This window comes from Blautia sp. DFI.1.216 (genome assembly GCF_020594215.1).
Taxonomy (GTDB): domain Bacteria; phylum Bacillota; class Clostridia; order Lachnospirales; family Lachnospiraceae; genus Blautia_A; species Blautia_A wexlerae.
On the sequence record NZ_JAJDML010000008.1, the window covers coordinates 1 to 19851 of the forward strand.

The window sequence follows — 19851 nt, forward strand, 5'->3', positions numbered from 1 at the left end:
TCTTTTCACTGAGAATCTTCTCGAAAATCCGGTCTCCAAGCTGTTTTATTTTGGTAACAAGAAATCCTCCATTCATTTCCATACAAAAGCTCCTATATAGTAGTTTATTAAAAACATACTATATAGGAGCTTTATTGTCAACAGTTTATATGTCTTAATAGGTAAATTCCGTTTTTTTTCAATTCTCCAAACTGGAATTTATATAATTATTCCTCTAACTTTCCCCATTTTACAGGCCTTTCCGCCTGTCCATTAGTGAAATGATATGTAGTTTCCCTTATTTTTGCCCTTATGAGATAATCACAAGGGAAATAAGGGAATTTTTTTAGTCATTACCTACCACTTTATCAAGAAGCCGAACCGATTTTCGTTTCGCATCTCTTGTGGAGTGAGCATAGACATTCATTGTGGTACTGACATCTGAGTGTCCCAACAATTCCTGTACATCTTTTGGGGCTGCTCCATTTGCTAAAAGGTTGCTTGTATAGGTGTGACGTAACTGGTGGAAATGAAAGCCTTCAAATCCCTCTAATGCTTTTGCCACCTTTCTGCATACCGTCCCCAAAGTAGTCGGAAGTTCCAGACAACCATCCGGTCTTAAGCAGACAAAAGAAATTTCTTTATAATCTGCCGGGACTTCCTGCGTTCTGTCTAAGCAATAATATTCGTAGTACACTCTGTTTTTCTCTTTGACCTCTTTGTAGTAGTTCGTGTGATAAAGTTCTTCGTACTGCATTCGATTTTTTAACTGCTCTTTCCGGGCATTACGGAAAATCTCTACCAGTGTATCTCCAAAATCAACAACCCTTACTTTTTTCCGCTTGGTTGGTCCGATGATATATTTGCGCTTTGAGCCATCATATCGGATGCTGCGTCTTATGGTAAGGCATTGTTCTTCCAGATTTACGTCCTGCCATGCCAAACCACAGGCTTCTCCAATACGAAGCCCGGCATAATAGGCTATCTGGATTGGAAGTATTGCGGCTGGGTTCTTTTTTTGCAGATAAGCAAGCAGTCTTTCATAATCTTCTCGTGAAATTGGTTGGACATTTCCGTCCATATCCTCATCAGAAAACAAATCCACTTCATCCGTCTGATACCGCAGTTTAATATACTGCATAGGATTGAACGTAATATACTGCTTTGGAAATACTGCAAAGCGGAATGATTGCTGCATGACTGCGGAAAAAGAATGGATGTAATCTTTGCTGTAACCCTTTCTCTCTTTTCCATCGGGATGAACTCCCCCGAAGGAAAGCAAATCGAAGAAAGATTGCAAATGTTCAGAGGTTACATTTTTCAGTTTACGTTCTGCCAATGGGTGTTTCTTAATATTTCGGATTGTTCCGAGGTAATTCTCCACCGTACCATTGCTGAGCGTACCTGTTTTTAATTCCTCCTCTGCCCACACATCCAAAAGCTGTCCGACTGTGAGATTATCCGCTTTGGCAACAAATTTCTTTTTCTCATAATCATCCATTGCCTGACGGAGCAGTTTTTCAGTTTCACTTTTGCTTTCTGTTCCAACGCATTCTTTCTGAACAAGATTGCCGCTTGCGTCCTCTACATAGAAGCGGTAGTACCATTTCTTTCCTTTTTTTCTTACAGATCCTTTTGCCATAATCGTATGTCTCCTTTCGATATTAGACAATCGGAACTGATGAAATGCTTCGTGCGTGTAAGTATATCATAACTCCGGTTGTCTTACTATACCGATTCGGAATCTTCGTATAAGACTTCTGATAAAAGATTTGCAAGCCTTTGTTCTGCTGTTTTTGGTTTCTTGGAATAGAGCCTTACAATGTCTGCCATCTCATTAAAAGCATTGATGGTATGAGTGATTTCCCTTAAGAACATAATCTCATTATATTCCTCATTCGATTCAAACCCTATTGTTTTGGCAATATCCGTCTGACCAGCATTTCCCTTGAAGTTTTTGCAGGCGAACTGGAAGGAATCCAAAAACAGACCATATTGTTTTAACATCAGCAGTAATAAATCTTTTGAAAAAGCATCTTCTTCTTTGGTAAGGGCAAGCGGTAACTGTTCCAGAATATCTCCCATCGCATCACGAATCTGTAATTCTCTCTTATCCGTAATGTCGGTTTCATATTCATCTGTTTCCCCTTTGAGCCATTCCACAGATACATGGAGTGCTTCCGAAAGACCTTCCAGCACCATTTTTTTCGTATTGTCAATCGAACCATTCTCATAACGCAGGATTGTAGAAGCGGTAACTCCCATCTTCTCTGCGACATAAGGCTGTGTCAGATTCAATTCCAGACGGCGCTGTTTTATTCTGCTGCCTATCAGCTTGCGTAATTCTTTATCTTTCATGCTGACTGCCTCCTTTTTCGGTATGTATGAATTATAGCATTGTTTTTCCGAAATTGCAATATGCAATGCAATATTTATTTTTAACATTTCGTAACGCTTGACAAAAAGATGTGAAAAGGATATACTTACATCACAGGAATTGCATAATGCAATTTATAAGGAGGTGATTATATGACGCAAAGAAAAATTGCATTATCCATCGAAGAAGCTGCCGACTATACGGGAATCGGCAGAAACACCTTAAGACAGCTTGTAGAATGGAAGAAACTTCCGGTATTAAAGGTTGGTCGTAAAGTCCTGATTAAAACCGATATTCTGGAAATGTTTATGGAAGCGAATGAAGGTCGTGATTTGAGGGATAGAGGAAATGTAAAAGCCGTAACAAGAACTGCGGCAAATTAAAAAGGCGGCTTCCCAAGAAACCGCCAAAGGTTCTATCAGACCGAAGCCATGATATACCTACACGCAAGAAGATTATACCATGTGCTTCTTCTGATACGCAACCAAGAACTTATGTTTGTGAAGGAAAGGAGAATGTAAGAATGGCAAAATCAACAAAAAGTTATGAAGCACGAATGCTTGAAATGGAAAAGAAAGAGCAGGAAAGCCTTGAAAAGGCGAAACGATATGCGGCACAGAAGAAAGAACTTCTGAAGCGAAAGAAAGCCGAAGAAAGTAAAAAACGAACCCATAGGCTCTGTCAGATTGGCGGTGCGGTGGAATCCGTTCTCGGTGCGCCTATTGAGGAAGAAGACATCCCAAAGCTGATTGGTTTTCTGAAAAGGCAGGAAGCCAACGGGAAATTTTTCTCAAAGGCAATGCAGAAAGAAGTCAATACCGATATGGAGGAAGTGTAATGGCGGAGGGGATGAGTTTTTCATTCCCTTCATTGCTTTTTCATGAAGGGCGCACTTATGGACAACCAGAGGTCGTCCCAATAAGTTTGCCACAAGTGGCAACCGGTCTGCGTTCACGCTTGCCGGGCTCGTTCCGTCGGCGGGGCTTTCAGCCAGACCTGCTCATGCCGCAGGAGGCACTCTTCGCCAGAGAGGCGCATTCCATGCAGGCTGCTATGCGCAGGGCACTCTTACGCAGAGGGCGTTCCGGCAATGCTGCTTTTCCTAAAACCGAAAGCAATGTTGCCGGAAATCTATGCCGGATGTGCAGAAAGGAGGAATCCAGACATGGCGATTTTTCATTACACAGTCAAAATAGTCGGACGAAGTAAAGGGAAATCTGTTATCTCCGCTTCCGCATATCTCAATGGGGATGTGATGAAAAACGAGGAAACCGGGAGAATCAGTTATTACACTTCTAAAAAAGAAGTGGTCTACACTCGGCTGATGATGTGTGAAAACGCACCTCCTGAATGGCAGATAGTACCAGAAGAAAATATAAAACGCTTTCAAAAATCTGTCCGATACAAAAGATCAGAAGATAAAGAAGCTGCTTTAGAAAAATTTAAAATCACATTTCAGAAACAAAGGTTATGGAATGAGGTATTGAAGATTGAAAAAAATGCAGATGCCCAACTTGGCAGGTCATTTGAATTTGCCCTTCCCAAAGAATGGAACAGACAGGAACAAATTCAATATACAACTGACTATATTCAAAAAACTTTTGTAGATAGAGGAATGTGTGCTGATTGGAGTATCCACGATAAAGGGGATGGCAACCCCCATGTCCATCTGCTTCTGACTATGCGTCCTTTTAACCCGGATCATTCTTGGGGAAAGAAAGAAGTCAAGGATTGGGATTTTCTCAGAGATAAAAACGGAAATATCGTGATTGATGAATCCCATCCGAACTGGTGGCAGGATAAGAAAAACCCTGACCGTCATGGAATCCGTATCCCTGTATTAGACGAAAACGGAATTCAGAAGATGGGTGCAAGAAACCGCCTGCAATGGAAACGGGTGCTGACCGATGCTACCGGATGGAACAATCCAAAAAATTGTGAACTGTGGCGGAGTGAATGGGCAAAGGTGTGTAATGAACATCTTCCTTTGCATAATCAGGTCGATCACCGTTCTTATGAAAAACAGGGAAAACTCCAGATTCCTACCATCCATGAAGGCGCTGACGCAAGAAAGATTGAACAAAAGTTTCTTGCCGGGCAGGAAATAAAAGGTTCGTGGAAAGTAGCGGAAAATCAAATCATAAAACAACAAAACACGTTATTGCAAAAGATACTGGACACCTTTGGAAAAGTATCGGGTGCATTATCATTATGGAAGGAGCGATTAAATGACATTAGAAGAAAGCCGGGAAATTATACCCTTAATGGAATCCATGATTGGGCAAATCGAAGAACAGCAGACCTTAATGGCAGAAATGATTCTGGAAATGCAGAACCGGGACACCCAACTCTCTCTTATGCAGGAACAGAATCAGAAATTGCAAAAATTAAACAGCGAGTTATCCGAGCTGCTCAACATTTTGCCAAATACCGAGGAACTGCTTTCCAAGATGGAAGAACAGAAAACGAAGATAGAACTTTTGGAAAACGAAAATCAGTAATGGCAGAAATTGGCACAGACTCTGAACAGCGAAAACAGTTTATTGCTGAAACAGAACACCGAATTGCTGAACTGGAACAGCAAATAAGGAAAGGACGTGATATAGATGAACGAATCCAGAGAATCAAAGAACGCCGAACAGTTGGAAGAACTTCTGCTCTTGACCGAGGAGATACAAGAAGAACTGGAACAGAAAGACCAGCTTATCGAGGAACTGAAGACGCAGCTCAGCGAATCTCTGACCTTGAACGAGAAATTAAACAAAGAGAACAAAGCCGGGAATATTCAAGCATTAAAGAACGACTTGAAGCTGGCAGACAGAGCATTGCAGATCGAGAAAGAGAAGCTGCGAAGCGCAAACGTCATGATCGGGGAATGTCAAGATAAAATACGATGCTTAACACAACAACGGGATTATGCCCGGACACATCAGAAAATCGTAGAGATACCGGTAGAAAAGCCGGTACTCTATGAAAAATGTGAAGCCTGTGACCGGACAGACTATCAGAATGCAAAAGCAAAATACGAAACACAAAAAGAGCGACTTGCAGGACAATATAAAGCAAAAACGGTAATGTTCCAAACAACCTTGTTCCTTCTTGCATGGTATTCGCTGACAACCACTCTTTTTCAGGCAGTACAGTCAGATGTGCTCCTTTCCGATTGTAAATCATTCTTCCATGATGCAGCGTCATTCATACAAACTTTTATCGGATGGACGATTGATGCTGGGCAATCTGTGGCACAGATCAGTACAAAAATTCCCAATGCGTTTATAGCCGGAATCATATATTGGTTATTGCTGATATTAGTTGTTGGAATATACGTAGCAGGAACAGGGATACTTGCGATACTGATAGAAATAAAGATTATAGAATTATATAAGAAAAACTGTTGGGATGTTATTACTCTACTAATGATACTGACAAGTGCTGTTGTCATCATTTATTTTGGAGAATCAATCAAAAAAGTAATGCCCATAAATCTTTTGTTTCTTTTATTATTTATACAGGGAATATATCTTGGAATCCGGTGTTATCTGAACACTCTTTACTGGACAAACCGATAAAAGAAAGGGCGGCAGTATTTTACTGTCGCCCTCTGGTTACTTATAAAGATTGGGTATTCTCTCTAATTCTATTGCTATATCCAATGATACTAACCACTAAAGAAATTCTAAAAATCCTGATTATAAATCTATCTTCTAATCTCACTTATGATATTCTCTTTTCCCATCTTCCAAGCCGGAAACATTACTGCCACTACTGCAATCACTACATTCAGCACCATAATTCCATTCAGAACCAGATTCGGAATATTAGTAGTATAATGTAAAAACTGCAGCACATGAGCCAGATAATAATTCATCACTCTGCGAAGAACTCTGTTATAAATAAGATAGATAAATACATCCGCCAACAATCCATACAGAATACCTGTCTGTAAAATCATCTTGTAAAATCCGCCGTCCGTAATCCCTATTGCTCTGATAATCCCGTACTCTCTTCTTCTGGTCAGAATCGTATGACTCATGCTGTTTACGATATGGAACAGGCTGATAATCAGCAGAATCACTGCAATACTGGAAAAGAAGATCTGCTGCTGTCCAAGATAACCTTTCTGTGTTGCAATTGCGGTCGTATAATCCTGCAATACTGCCTTGGGAACATCTCGGATTACTTGTAATAACTGATTGCTCACGATCTTTGCATCCGCACTATCAGCCGGCGATGCATTGATAAAACTATAATCTGTAATTCCAAAGTTTTCTTCCATCTGTTCGCCTGTCATAATCACACTCTGCGCATTTTTCCAGACTTCTGTATTCAGAAAATCTTTCTCCTGCGCCAACGGTCTGTTTACGATTGCCGCAATCTCAAACTCTTTTTCAATATAGTTTTCTTCGCCACTTTGGAATTTTAACAGTTCATCTGTATAGTTTTCTGTCTTTGGTACTCGAAGAGTAATGGTATCGCCCGGCTTCTTTCCATAAAAAAAGTAATTTCCCTGACCGTCCATATTCGCCGTCACAATCACTTGATTATTATTCTTTATTGTTTCCGGCTGAATCTCTCCCTCCAGAATAAAATCCCGAAGCTGTTCTATCATCGCTTCATCGTAACCGTACACATTATATTTAATCCGATAATTTCCATCTTCCTGCTGCTTACAGATCCCATCATATCTCTGGATATAATACGGCTCCTGATTTTGATATTTGAAATAGTCACTCCATTCTTCTTCTGACAAAAATTCGTTTTTGGAAATCTGTAATTCCCCCATCGTATACTTTGTCGCATATACATTCTCTGTTTCCGGCATGTTTTTAATCTTATCTGCTACCGCCTCCGGAATCGTATCCTTCAGCGAGTCAGATTTTAAAGAAATACGGTACTCAGAACCAAGCCCATCATCCGATATCAGCGAAAGTTCTGCGTGAACCTTCAAATTTTCTACCATATAGGTGGTACATAAGAAAATGCAACCGCCGATAGACAAGGATAATAAAATCCCTATTACCTTTCGTTTATTGGCAAACATGAATTTCCGCACCACTACATTTGCCATATTAACATTTCGCATAGCGTATATTTTTCTTCTTTTTACAAAAGAAGTATCTCCACTCATCACAGTTTTCAGCGAATCTTTCCGCATGGAACGAACCACGAGAAAGGCAACGAGTGCTAACGAAATCAGTAGAAATACAAAACCAAACACAACAGCTTCCTTTGAAACAAAAAACTCTACTGTATTTTCTCCTTCTGCTAACGTATGGTCCGCAACAGAAAGACCATTCCCTGCTCCACTGATTCCTTTTCCACCAAATACACCGCTAAATTTCTGATACATAAGGCTTAAAACACCATTTCCTAAAAGACATCCTAACGGATATCCAATGAAAAATAACGTCCAAAGTTCCAAAAGTAAGGTGCCACCAATCTGCGCTTCACTGATACCTAATGTCTGTAATATTCCGTACTCAGAAGTTCTCTTCGATACAGAAATACTGAATACGCTGTAAACTACGAAAAGACTGAACAGACATAACAGGAAAATCATTCCGTTGTAAGCCAGATTGTAGTCGCTCTGCAATTTCAAAACGATATAAGTGAAGTTTCCTTCTTCTTCAAACAGACCAAATTTCACGATTTCAGAAATGCTGCTTGGTGCTTCTCCGCCAAGATACTGTATTACTTCATCATTTTCTGCTACCGATTCAGAAGATAATTTATGTTCCTGTAAAAAAGCATCCAACTGTTTATATAACTTCTCATCTTCATTAAAACTGAGATATAAAAACGTCTGGCTTCCTCGACCTTTAAAAGAATCACTTACAAAAACTTCCATTTCACTGGAACTTGCCGCCCATTCGCTTTTCAGAACACCAGTAACAATATACTCTTTTTCACCAATGCGAAGGGAATCTCCTAAATTCCCTGAAAATCCAAGATTACTAAGCACAAATCCATCCGCTGCAATTTCATTTTCTTTCTCAGGGAATGTTCCTTCCAACAAGTCTCTGTGTGCCATTTGACGATAAGTTTCATCGGCATGGATAAAACAGATCATAAATTCTTCTGCCACAACGTCACGGATTTCCATTTTTCCACACTGTTCCAGCGTATATCCTTTTCCTTTCTCACCGCTTTCTACAGAATTAAAAAGTTCCTTATCCGTTTCAATATAATAATGCCAGTCTCCGTAAATAGTTTTGCTGTTCGCCAGATCACTTTTCTGACTGCTGTAAATCAAAGAAGAAATCCCGGAAAGCAATGATGCTGTTAATAAAATACTCGCAAAAATTGCAAATGTCTGGCTCTTGTAATACCGCATATATTTCCATGCCAGCTTTAACATACGACATCACCGCCTTTTGCCGGAAATCTTCTCTTTCCTGTAACAATCTGACCATCTTCAATATGAATTACTCTGTCGCAAGTCTGTGCAATGGCTTCATTATGCGTTACCATGAGAATCGTCTGATTGTACTTACGACAACTCGTTTTTAATAACCCCATAACCTCAATGGTTGTGGCTGAGTCCAAATTACCTGTCGGTTCATCGCAAAGCAGGATACTCGGTTTATTTGCCAAAGCTCTGGCGATTGCAACTCTTTGCTGCTGACCGCCGGATAATTCGTTTGGATATTTCTTGCGTTTCTCCCAAATGCCCAGTTCCCGCAACAATTCTTCGATATATTTGCGGTTAATATGTTTTCCACAGTCAAATGTAACCGGCAATGCCACGTTATCATACACATTCAACACAGGCATTAAACTATAATTCTGGAATACAAACCCTATATTTCTTCTACGGAAAATCGTCAGTTCTTTTCTTGAAAGAGAACCAATCTCTTTATTCTTTATAAAAATCTGTCCACTTGTCGGATTATCCAGACCACCGATTAAATTAAGACAAGTAGATTTGCCCTATCCTGTCAAGTAATATCCAAAAAAAATTGTCGATTTTTGCAATTAAAAGAAACCATTCTTATCGCTTCTTCTGTACTGGAAAAGAATTTTTCCTTTCCAACTCCTGTCCTTGCATTTCCATCTTTTTTATGAAGATGTGCTGCTGACTGTCAGTTTCATATTGAATTGCCACACCAAGATCTTTTTTCATAAATGCAGCAACTCCCATATCCGCAAGAACCTCCTGCCCTTCTTTCTCCTGAAAGCTGATTTTAGGGAAAGCCTCGGATAATTTTTCTGTAATATACAGTTCCATTTTTTCCAAACTCTCAAATGGCATAGCCTGTACTCTTTGTAATATCTCCTGCAAACGTTCCTCTCTCATAATACATCTGCAATGATCTACACCAAATACCATAGCAAGGCTGTGTCCGCAATCCCAGGATACATGAATCTGTCCGGCATCATCTACAAACTGTACGGTTCCTAAATCACCGGGACTCAGTTTTACATACGGATCAGCCTCCATATCTTCCAACTCTACCCGACACCCCGGTGGGTACATATTTCTTAACACAATTCTCTCCGCATTACTTATCACTGTTTTCTTCCTTTCTCCAATCCGGCTACCGTCCCAAAGATTTCTCTGGAACATTTCCCTCCAATAAATGCTCTCTTTCTTTATTCCATTCCAGCACCTTTTCCATAGCAGCTTCCAACTGATCTTCTACCGGTTCTCTTGTATAGGTTCTATATTCCTGAAAATATTCTTCCAAAGTGTTCTGCTGTATCTCCAGTTCCTCTTTATCATAACAATCCGGCTCTTCCAGTTCCTTCAACTCCTGCAAGATTTCCCAGCATTCCAAAACTCTGTCTATCTCCCGCATTTCAAGCAGATAAGATAAAAATGTTTCCTCTGGCATAATACTGAAATAGCACCGATCAAACCATTGCTCAATATACATGCGTTCATCAGAACCATTGGTATGTGTACCACAAATCAAATCTGCAACAAAGTTTTCAAACAGTTCACCAATTGATAGCCCAACTTTTCCAGACTTCCTACAGAGCTCTTCTACCTCATCTTGATACAACCTGATAGAAACAATTCGCTTCAGGCTTTTTTCATAGGGGTCTATATCTTCCCCTGTCTCGCAGAAATGCAGATATGTATCCGTATAAATGTTTTCCATATCGCAAAATCTCCGGCTCATTGCCACATAATCCTTACTTTCCCGGTCCCATTCCAGTCGGTAATGATGTTCCCTTGCATGTTCCTCTAAATCTTTCCGTATAATATTTCTGGTTGCTTCCGGCAACTCTGCAATAAAAATGCTTGTATCTGGAACTGCTAATACTCTTTCTTTTACCACATTTGTCCTCCCTGTTTGTAAACATTCCTTGCCGCCGGCTGGTTTCCCAATACGTCCATATAGAGGATAATTCCCTGCGGGTCCAGATGTACGGTCATAAATTTCTGTATTTCCTGTAACAGAGCATGATCGGAAAATCCAGCCGGACAACCAATAAAATCCCTGATTTTTTCTACAATGTCCGGTTTACGGAACTCCTGCAACACCAAAATCGGAATCGTGTGCTGCCCTCCCATAGCATCATAGGGCAACGCTTTCCGCAATTCTTCTAAGAGATGCCGGTAATAATCAACTACCACCTGGTCTGTTTTCCAGGACTTTTCCTCACAATCCCGGAGTAAAAAATCATACCCTTTTTTTGCCTGTTCCATTTCTTTCAGGATTTCTACTGCCTCCACAGAGCAATACCCTTTCTCTTCTATCAGTTCCATCAGTTCTTCCATAGAATATGTTTCAAGATACATGGCTCTTCCCCCATCTTCTTTGCCAAATTTTCTCCTAATACAAAGAAGAGGAAGACACCGCAGCGTTTTCCTCCTCTTTTATGAAATCTCCTTTACTGGAATCCAGGACAATAAGCTCTCCTGGTTCTTTCTTTTTTATCCTGCTGTTTCCAGAAATTCGTCCCTGTATTTCCATACAATTTCAATATGTTCCGGATCATAAAAATTTATGACTTCAATCAGCTCATGCAGAACTTCATAAGATAGCTCTTCTAATCCCTGATATTTTACAAAAAGTTGTAATCCTTCTGATTTCTCCTTTTGTTTTTCCTCCTCCCCTTTTAAAATTCTTGCTTCTATCTCCTGTATCTTTTGCTGATAAGCTGCTATTTTCTCCATACAAGTTTGTTTTCGTGCCAGGTAGTCCTTCAGGGAAATCTGTTCTTCTGCATATTGTTCATACAGTTCCATTTTCTCCTGTTTACAAAGTGCCAACTTCTTTTCATATTGCTTTTTTCGATATCGGAGTTTCGGAATATTCAAAGTCTGATTGGCTTTCTTTAACTGCTTTATGGTATCCTCTGCAAGGGCTACCTGCTGTCTTATCATAATTAGCACCAGTTCTTCCAACTCTTTCTGCTTATATTTCTTTGGATAACAGGAAGCATTGGGGGCTGTCGTAACACTTTTACAATAAATCGGCTTTTCTTTGTATTCTGTCCGTATCCGCATTTTCCGACCACAATGCCCGCAACGGATCAAGCCTGCAAAAATATTCTCAGAAGACGGTGTAGACCCATGATATTTTCTGTCCTTCTGTACCATGTCCTGGATCTCCTGAAGCTCCTGTTCCGTTACAATCGCTTCGTGTCCTCCTTTTACGCAAATCCAATCCTCTCTTGAAATATATCGGTACTCTCTTTTTGACGGAACCCTGGTTTCTGTTTTCCCTCTTACCGTCAGTCCTGCATAAACCGGATTAAACAAAATCAGCTTTACTAAATTTCCGTCCCAGAATTTCACAGATTTCTTTGCTTCCGGCGCCCAGCCTTTCCTTTGAAGATATACGGTAGGTGTTTCAACTTCTTTTTTATTCAGGTCCCTGGCAATGTCTGCATAGGTCTTTCCTTCCAACCTTTGGTCGAAAATCCCCCTTACAACGGAAGCTGCCTCCATATCCAGATGAAGTTTTGTATGAACACCGTCATGGAAGCAATATCCGTATGTTGGGATTGAACCATGATATTGTCCCATTTCAGCCTGTTTCCTCATAACTTTTTTGATATTGTCGGAACAAATCTGGGGATAAATCCCATTGATCAGGTTCTTAAATTTAATCTCCGTATCCTTTCTTTCGGAAGGTTTCTGGCTGCTGTCATAAAAATCATTGATTGAAATGAAACGCACCCCAAGGAACGGAAATATTTTTTCGATATAGTTTTGTGTTTCTATGGTATCCCTTCCCAGGCGGCTCAAATCTTTGACAATGATACAGATCCGTTTTCTCCTGGTAATCAGCCCCATCATGCGCTTAAATTCCGGGCGGTCAAACGTTGTACCGCTGTAACCGTCATCTACAAAGAAGAAAAGCTTTGCCCCTGCAAACTCCGGCTGGTTTTCTACAAAGTGCTGAATTAAAAGCCTCTGATTTTTAATGCTGTTGCTTTCCTCCATTTTTTCTTTATCATCTCTGGAAAGACGCAGATAAGCAAAAACAAAATCACACTGCATACGGAAGACCTCCTTCCATATTGTCCAGTTCTTTTTCCAGCTCCTTTTCAAATAAATCCCCAAACCAGAACACGATTTCCACATAGTCTTTGGAATATACCGTAATCTTTTCAATAAAACGGTCCGCAATTCCTTTCTCTATCTTCTGAAATCTTTGGTACTTTAGAAGTTCCTCTGTCCAATCCATTCTTGCCTTCACCTGATCTAACAGGTGCTGTCCACGAAGCTGTATCTGCTTCATATTCTGCCTGGCTGCTTGCTGTTCTTCCTGATAGATTGATTTAATCTCCTGATATTCCTTGCAGTCCAACAGCCCGGTAGCATAATGCTCAAACAAGGTTTCCAGTTTTCTTCCATATTTCTCATACTTCTGTCTGGCATTTTTTATTTTTTCTGCTACCTCCTGCTCCAGCTTTTGATAAAACTCTGCACCATAGGTTTTCTTACTTTCTACAGCAAGCTGGATCTGGTAGCGGAGTGCTGCCTTGACTGCCTGATTGATGTAGATTTCATTCACCGTCCGGAAACATTCCGTATGATCGGTAAGGGAAAAGGAAGGGCATTTATAAACCATATATTTGTGTTTCTCATTGCCTCCGCTCCTGCTCCTTCCAAGACGTCTTCCGCAATGCCCGCAGAAAATCCTTCCCTTAAAAGGGCCATCTGCCCCCTGTTTTTCTTTTGGGTTTGCAGCCCAGTTATCCAACGTATCTTTCCAGCGTTCCTTTGCAATTTCCTGTGCTTTCTCATAAATCGCCCGTTCCACAACTGCTTCCCAGGCATTTTCACACACTTCCCACTGCTCTTTTGGTATCATCTGAAGGGGAATATTCTGCGCAAGCATCTGTTTTGTTTTCCCATAAACAGCAGCACCTATATAAACGGGGTTCTGTAAAATCTTCCTGATACCGTCTGATCTCCATAACCGCCTTTTTTCCGGCTCCTTTCCCTGTTTCCTTTTCTGGTAGCTGTCCTCCGGTCCTAATACCTTTCTGCCATTCAGTTCCCTTGCTATATCATAGCTTGACATTTCTTCAAACACATACCAGTAAAAAATCTGCCGGATTATTTCTGCTTCCTCTGGTTCCGGCACCAGCTTCTTACTGTTTTCCTCTGCTCTTTGGTATCCATAAGGAGGTCTGGAACCCCAAAACTCTCCCCGTTCCCTGGACAGCCGGTGCGCCTGTACCAGTTTCTCTGAAACTTCCCTGGCATAATAATCATTCATAAAGTGTTTCAAAATATTGGTGGTCCTGTTTTCTACACAAGCTGGGTTTGCGCTGTCATATTCGTCCATAACGGAAACAAACCGGATATTTAAGGTTGGGAAAATCACATCAATCAAATCTACAGCATCTAAGGCGTCCCTTCCAAAACGGGCAAAATCCTTTACAATGATGCAGTCAACCTTTTTATTTGCCACATCTTCCATCAACTCTTCAAATGCGTCCCTTTGGAACGTTGTACCTGTCACACCATTATCCGCATAGACTTTTACCACCAGCATTTCCGGGTGTTTCTTTGCGTAGTCTTCACAGATCTGTTTTTGGATATAAATGGAATCCCTTCTGCCATGCCCTCCGTCCTTTTCGGAAAGCCTTACATAAATATAGGTTCTCAGATACTTAACTTCTGGCTTGCTGCTTTGTCTTCTCTGTCCTCTTTTGCTTACCTTAGGCACTTGCTTCCGCCCCCTTTCCTTTCAGGAAGGCTTCCACACGCCGGTCCGGCTTTGCCCTGTTTACCGTTTCCAGCAGTCCCAATACCTTTTCAAATTCATCTTCAAACCAAAAATGAATGATAATGCGCTTCTGTTCATATACCTCAATCCGCTTGACCAGATTTACCAGCATTAAGCGGTCCACTTCCGTCCGGTCCCGGTATTCCAGAAAATATTCCAGCCACTCCTGCTGTTTTTCAAGGGTTTCCTGCAAGTTTCGGATTTCCCTTTGCTGGCACTCCATTGCCTGCCGGATTTCCTCTAAAGACTGGTCATACTTTGCTTTGAAGGTTTCAAATTCTGTCCGGTCCAGGATTTCTTCTGCAAAACTGTCATACAGTTTTACTTTAATGTTTAAAATCCTCTGGCTCTCCTTTTCCAGCATCTCCAGTTTTTTGTCTTCTTCCAAAAGCCGCTGTCTTGGGATTGAGGCAGTTTTTACATACGCCAGTATCTCTTTCAGCTCCACCAGAACAGAAATATAATGCAGGATTGCCTCTGTCACAGCTCCTACCAGTTTTTTCTCACTGATACTATGGGAACTGCACTGCTTTTCATAAAGGGAAGTCGAACATACATAATAGTGGTGGACTTTATCCGGGCTTTTCAGTACCATGCTTTCTTTACAGTCCCCACATTTTACCAGGCCGGAAAGAAGCGCCAGCCCCTTTGCACCCCTCATGGTATCCATTTTCATCAGGTTGCCTACCACTTCATATTGATGTCTGTTGATAACCGGCTCAAAGGCATTTTCATACCGTATCCACTCGGCTTCCTCTTTGTGGATCACAACCTTTACTTTATGGTTTGGCGTTGTTGTTTTTCCCTGTATCAGCACTCCGGTATAGCGTTCATCAAGAAGGATACGGCGTACCATAGTTGGCATCCAGACCGGTTTTTCCGTCAAGCGGAACCCTGTCTTTAATTTCTGTTTTAAATATACCTGCTTATACCGAAGAGGCGTCAAGATCCCACGCCGGTTTAATTCTTCGGATATATCCGTTAGGCTGCAGCCCTGCATTTTCATGTGGTAAATATCCCGTACAACAGAAGCAGCCACTTCGTCCATAACTAGCTTATGTTTATCCTCTTCGGATTTCAGATAACCATAAAAAGCAAAAGGCGCTACACACTGCCCGGCTGTCATTTTGACATACAAATGAGAGCGCACACTTTTGGAGGTATCCGCAGGATAAAGGTCATTGATTAAACTTTTAAATCTCAGGGTAAGGAAATCACGATTTGGCGTGAGGCTGTCATAATTGTCATTGACAAGGATCAGGCGCACACCCATTTTCGGCAGGATACGTTCCACATACTGTAAAACACCGGAAAAGTCCCTTCCATAACGGGAAAGGTCTTTGACAATAATACAGTCTGCTTTCCCCTCTTCCAGCATACGCAGCATTTCCTGAAAACCGGGGCGGTTAAAGTTTGTGCCGGTATATCCATCATCTACACATTCTTTTACCACCTGAATTTCAGGGTGGCTCTTTAAGAAGCTATGGATTAGTATCCTCTGGTTTGATATGCTGTCGCTTTCCCTGTTATCACCATCTTCGTCAGAAAGGCGCAGGTAAACAACCGCACGATAGATTTTTTTAAGTATTTGATTTTTCATTGTATTCGCTCCTATCATTTAGATTCGTCAGCCGATTCCCTAAATGATAGAGGCTACTGGGTCCTTGCCATCATCCTACCATAGTCCAGAAGGTTTGTCCACCCTGTAATCTGCCAACAATCCGCTTTGTTCCCTATCCCTGTCGTGGCTTTACCATTTCATCTGCACAAGGCTTTGCATGGCTTCCTCTATGGTACGGTTGGTAGAAGCAAACCCAATCTTTATGGTGATCCCCTTATATTTCAGAAAATAAGGGTTCTTTCCGGACTCCAGGATTTCCCGGATCTTCTCCGGTTTGCTCTTTTTTACATCAATATTCAGTTTCTCTACATCTTGTATCTCTTTCGGGTCAATGTCCTCAAATGTCATTTCCCTCATCTTCAGCAGTTCTGCCCGCGAGAGCATTATATCCTTTCCCTAGTACAGCAGCTGCACAGATACGCATCTAACTCCTGCTCAAACTGTTCCTGTTTCTCCCAGGTGTGCATTAAATACTGTTTCAGTCTGGCATAATCTAAAATCCCATAACCGATACAGTCTATCTGTACCTGGAAAGACTGGAGCATTTCCATTGTCTGTAAAATTTCTTCCGGACAATAGGATAACCTGCTGAGTCCGGATACCACAATCACATCAATCATGCCTTTTCGTGCAAGCACTGCCAGCCTCTGCCAGTTTTCTTTTTCTATGGAATAATCACACCCTACACCTTCCAACAAAGTAACCACCTGGTATGTCTGCTGTTCACAGTAATGTAGGCTTTTTTCTTTTTCATAATACAAAAGCCCGGCACAGGGAATGGGAATATCCAGATACACTGCCGCACGCTGGGGAATATTCCTATTTTCTATCTCTTCTTTTCCTTTGCAGATCCATGTAGGAAACAGCATTCCTCCCTGAAAGATCTCTTTATCTTCTGAAAACAGTTTCTGTAACCTCTCTCTCTTCATTGCTCTGCCTCCTCTTTCTTTTGCTCCTGTTTTCATTCCAGGGCTATAAGGAAACCTGTTGTTTCCCCATAGCCCTAAAATGAACCTGTTTCACACACCATACCGGCAGGGCTTTCCCTGCCAGCATGATTTTTTCATTTTCTCACCCCGGTGTGAACGGGAGCATGTAGGACCGGCCCGGCTGGCCGCCTGACACCCTGCAGCCCCCTTTCTCGCTACAGCATGTCCCAGACGCTACCCTGGTTGCAGTGTTTTTATGCAAAGGTATCATTATCATTCGGCTTTCAGGCTGCCTGCCACCAACAGCCTATGTCTGGGCGCTGCTCACACTTTTCCTTCATCTTCTACGATTCCTTGTTTGATCCGCTTCTTTTCTGCCTTACCTGCTGCCACTGCGGACAAATGTATCTTCGCACAGCTCATGACCCTGCATCACACAAAATAGAATGTGCCGAAATGTTTTGTGTCCTTTAAGATATTTCTATATTTTAGCGTCAGAAATGACACGTTTGTTTCAAAAAAATATCACCATACCGATATTCAGTTTTCAAGGTTCTCTCCGGCTGAAAACATCAGCCTGCCAAAAGACACCATAACCCTGATGTGTTTTGGCAGACTGTTTTCTGTCTGCATTTCTCTTTATTTCTTTAACCGGATAATCATATCTGCCCAGAATTCTGTGTATGCCTGCCGCATTAACTCCAGAAGCCGGGCTTCGGTAATTCCTGTAATTACATTTTCTTCTTTCTTTTCCGGTTTTGGTTCCTGTACTTCCAGTGCTTCTTCCCGTATTTTCATCGTAAGCATGGATAAGGAAGGGGAATTGGCACAGTTGATAAAACCGATATAATGGTTCACCACATCATAATCACCTCTGCAACTTCGGACAATATCAAACGCATGACGGATTGCCCGTTCTACCCTCTGTCCTGTCGTGCCATGTTGCTGGGCCACCTTAAAATACAGATATGTCGTTTTAATCTTGCTGTCTTCTTCCAGAAGCAAAACACCGTCTACGATATAACCAAATCCTTTTACATTGGCAGGCATTCCCATTTTAAATAATACTGCTTCCACCTTTTCTCTTGATAACATTTCCCTTTTCCTCCCTATCTGTATTCTCACTTCCTGCTGTCTTGCTGATATTTCTTTAGCCCTTTCTTAATTCCCTCTATGGAATAAATCAAAAGGCTAGTTTCCCTTTCATCACAATCCTGTACCAGATACCAGATTTTTTCTTTCAGCATCATATCTTTTTTCGCTGTCCCCATGTGTATAAAGTGTTCTTTTATGGGAATATCCATAGCTTCCAACAGCCGGATATAGGTTTTCATACCCATAGCTCTGGCATGTGTTTCGATTTTGGCCAGATGGGATACAGAAATATCCGCTTTCTCTGCAAGCTGCTCCTGAGTCAGTCCCCTGGATTCCCGCAAGGCTTTTATAGCATCTGCTACAATATAAAGTTCATTCTGCATTCTTTTATCTCCTCGTTGATTACAGGCTCTATTATAATTACAAATCCTTTCCCTGGTAATGGACTATGGAGGCAAGATTTCCCAGTTTCATTACCATTTCTTTCCTTTTTTGGTTTTAGAGATTTATTATATCTGAACGAGTTGAAAACGATTTTTGCACCATTTACGAAAAAGCACTGCATTATCTCTTCATTTAGGCATAAAAAAGGAGAGAACGTCACATATCGACTCCTCTCCTATAGCTTCTATTCATCTAAGATATTTGCCAATACATAGGCTTACTTGTTTTTTTCTTTCCAGGAACCTCCGTATCTCTTCCACACTATCTAATATGGGAATGGACGGGGCAGACGGGCTGCATACTGGATCTTGACTGGACATTTCCAGTGCGTTAATAAATGCTTCTGCCTTTTTGGGGTCTTCAATCACAAGCTCTGTAAGGATACTTGATGTAGCCATATAGAAAGCACCTCTTTTCTCTCATATCTTAAAAAATTCTTTCGTAAGAAGATCCTGCAGTATTTTCTATACGCCAAGACCTGTACGCTCCATTTTTATTTATGTAATAAAGTTTGATCCAGCATGTTTTTAATTTCATCTGGAAGACCGTCTATCGTTGCATTTTCATCTAAAAACAATAAATTTGTATATTTTTTCGCATCATTCGGCGCTGAAAAAATATGAGTTACTGTATATGCTGTTCTACTTTTAGAAAAGCAATCTTCATCTCGCAGCGATTCTACTACAAAGCAATCGCCCTTTTGCTGCCCATTATCATCATACTCTTTATTTAAGCATAGAGTAAAATTAAGATCTGTTGTGCCAAACTTATAAGTTCTCGTGTCTGTGACAATCTCTTCCAGCATAAATCCTTCTGAGCCAGCCAGCATTGCAATCTGTCCGATATGCTTAATCTTACGCTTACACAATGAAAAAGGGTGCTGCGGTGTAAAAAATATCTGCGAAGCCTGAAGCATCTTTTTTGCTGCATAACTATAAAACTTTTTTGCTGAAAGGTTCGTGGCCACACCTGTCAAGTGCCTAAAATTGGCAGCTTTATAAAGCACCTCAATATATCTGCCTTCAAATACATATAGAAATCTTTTACCTACTAAATGCTTCCTATACAGATTAGCAGCCACTTTAATCTCCTGTACAATTTTCTCTCTATCCTGTTGTTTTCCCATCTATCTTTTCCCAATCATCACTATAGTATAAAAAAACAGCACTGGACAACTTTTTTGTTATCCAGCGCCCATAATCTTAA

At 41.0% G+C, this 19851-nt stretch carries 20 protein-coding genes and 2 pseudogenes; 5 read left to right on the forward strand and 17 right to left on the reverse strand.

The window, feature by feature from the left end:
* The 3 genes and pseudogenes from LJE11_RS04700 to LJE11_RS04710 form a co-directional block, all read right to left on the reverse strand.
* Positions 1-82 (reverse strand): annotated as a pseudogene (locus LJE11_RS04700) (MarR family transcriptional regulator); the annotation flags it as partial.
* Between the two features lie 243 nt (positions 83-325).
* The gene (locus tag LJE11_RS04705; RefSeq protein WP_006859611.1) at positions 326-1621 is read right to left on the reverse strand and encodes a tyrosine-type recombinase/integrase; all 1296 of its coding nucleotides are present in this window, start codon (positions 1619-1621) and stop codon (positions 326-328) included.
* An 86-nt stretch (positions 1622-1707) separates the two neighbouring features.
* Positions 1708-2337, reverse strand: coding sequence for a helix-turn-helix domain-containing protein (locus LJE11_RS04710; protein WP_015529844.1), 630 nt, complete (start codon positions 2335-2337; stop codon positions 1708-1710).
* Between the two features lie 171 nt (positions 2338-2508).
* Here LJE11_RS04710 and LJE11_RS04715 point away from each other — a divergent pair, with 171 nt between their 5' ends.
* The 5 genes from LJE11_RS04715 to LJE11_RS04735 all read left to right on the forward strand — a co-directional run bounded on the left by LJE11_RS04715 (position 2509) and on the right by LJE11_RS04735 (position 5925).
* Positions 2509-2739, forward strand: coding sequence for a helix-turn-helix domain-containing protein (locus tag LJE11_RS04715; RefSeq protein ID WP_004843519.1), 231 nt, complete (start codon positions 2509-2511; stop codon positions 2737-2739).
* A 140-nt stretch (positions 2740-2879) separates the two neighbouring features.
* Positions 2880-3194 carry a hypothetical protein gene (locus LJE11_RS04720; RefSeq protein ID WP_006859613.1) on the forward strand — a complete coding sequence of 105 codons (315 nt, stop codon included), beginning with the start codon at positions 2880-2882 and terminating at the stop codon, positions 3192-3194.
* Positions 3194-3565: a hypothetical protein gene (locus LJE11_RS04725; protein ID WP_015529843.1), complete on the forward strand. Its 372-nt coding sequence runs from the start codon at positions 3194-3196 to the stop codon at positions 3563-3565. The genes LJE11_RS04720 and LJE11_RS04725 overlap by 1 nt, the downstream gene beginning before the upstream one ends.
* A complete protein-coding gene (locus LJE11_RS04730; protein ID WP_227295599.1) occupies positions 3522-5243 on the forward strand; it encodes a MobA/MobL family protein in 1722 nt (573 codons plus the stop codon). The genes LJE11_RS04725 and LJE11_RS04730 overlap by 44 nt, the downstream gene beginning before the upstream one ends.
* Complete coding sequence (locus LJE11_RS04735) at positions 5221-5925, forward strand: DUF6040 family protein (protein WP_044952226.1); 705 nt, start codon at positions 5221-5223, stop codon at positions 5923-5925. The genes LJE11_RS04730 and LJE11_RS04735 overlap by 23 nt, the downstream gene beginning before the upstream one ends.
* A 128-nt stretch (positions 5926-6053) precedes the next feature.
* Here the strand turns inward: LJE11_RS04735 and LJE11_RS04740 are convergent, their stop codons facing one another.
* From LJE11_RS04740 to LJE11_RS04805, 14 genes and pseudogenes are all read right to left on the reverse strand, one after another.
* Positions 6054-8714, reverse strand: a complete 2661-nt coding sequence (locus LJE11_RS04740; RefSeq protein ID WP_008707471.1) for an ABC transporter permease — start codon at positions 8712-8714, stop codon at positions 6054-6056.
* A pseudogene (locus tag LJE11_RS04745) lies at positions 8708-9274 on the reverse strand (ABC transporter ATP-binding protein); the annotation flags it as partial. The gene LJE11_RS04740 and the pseudogene LJE11_RS04745, both read right to left, overlap by 7 nt.
* Before the next feature lie 73 nt (positions 9275-9347).
* Entirely contained in the window at positions 9348-9845 is a 498-nt protein-coding gene (locus LJE11_RS20740; RefSeq protein ID WP_412384076.1) for a DUF4314 domain-containing protein, read from the reverse strand.
* Between the two features lie 49 nt (positions 9846-9894).
* Positions 9895-10641 carry a hypothetical protein gene (locus tag LJE11_RS04755; protein ID WP_161275806.1) on the reverse strand — a complete coding sequence of 249 codons (747 nt, stop codon included), beginning with the start codon at positions 10639-10641 and terminating at the stop codon, positions 9895-9897.
* Positions 10635-11105, reverse strand: coding sequence for a hypothetical protein (locus LJE11_RS04760; protein WP_161275805.1), 471 nt, complete (start codon positions 11103-11105; stop codon positions 10635-10637). The genes LJE11_RS04755 and LJE11_RS04760 overlap by 7 nt, the downstream gene beginning before the upstream one ends.
* Before the next feature lie 135 nt (positions 11106-11240).
* On the reverse strand, positions 11241-12815 hold the full coding sequence (locus LJE11_RS04765) for a recombinase family protein (protein WP_161275804.1): 1575 nt from the start codon (positions 12813-12815) through the stop codon (positions 11241-11243).
* Entirely contained in the window at positions 12805-14496 is a 1692-nt protein-coding gene (locus LJE11_RS04770) for a recombinase family protein (protein ID WP_161275803.1), read from the reverse strand. The genes LJE11_RS04765 and LJE11_RS04770 overlap by 11 nt, the downstream gene beginning before the upstream one ends.
* Positions 14489-16156: a recombinase family protein gene (locus LJE11_RS04775; protein ID WP_161275802.1), complete on the reverse strand. Its 1668-nt coding sequence runs from the start codon at positions 16154-16156 to the stop codon at positions 14489-14491. The genes LJE11_RS04770 and LJE11_RS04775 overlap by 8 nt, the downstream gene beginning before the upstream one ends.
* Before the next feature lie 150 nt (positions 16157-16306).
* On the reverse strand, positions 16307-16534 hold the full coding sequence (locus LJE11_RS04780; protein WP_161275801.1) for a DUF6870 family protein: 228 nt from the start codon (positions 16532-16534) through the stop codon (positions 16307-16309).
* A 26-nt stretch (positions 16535-16560) separates the two neighbouring features.
* On the reverse strand, positions 16561-17106 hold the full coding sequence (locus tag LJE11_RS04785) for a recombinase family protein (protein ID WP_025578821.1): 546 nt from the start codon (positions 17104-17106) through the stop codon (positions 16561-16563).
* A 639-nt stretch (positions 17107-17745) separates the two neighbouring features.
* Entirely contained in the window at positions 17746-18201 is a 456-nt protein-coding gene (locus LJE11_RS04790) for a sporulation initiation factor Spo0A C-terminal domain-containing protein (protein ID WP_117843860.1), read from the reverse strand.
* Positions 18202-18227: 26 nt separating this feature from the next.
* Positions 18228-18584, reverse strand: coding sequence for a helix-turn-helix domain-containing protein (locus LJE11_RS04795; protein WP_117467681.1), 357 nt, complete (start codon positions 18582-18584; stop codon positions 18228-18230).
* 249 nt (positions 18585-18833) lie between these two features.
* Positions 18834-19043, reverse strand: a complete 210-nt coding sequence (locus LJE11_RS04800) for a hypothetical protein (RefSeq protein WP_161275800.1) — start codon at positions 19041-19043, stop codon at positions 18834-18836.
* Positions 19044-19138: 95 nt separating this feature from the next.
* Positions 19139-19771 (reverse strand): PBECR4 domain-containing protein, encoded by a 633-nt coding sequence (locus tag LJE11_RS04805; RefSeq protein ID WP_161275799.1) that lies wholly within the window; start codon positions 19769-19771, stop codon positions 19139-19141.
* Positions 19772-19851 lie beyond the last annotated feature (80 nt).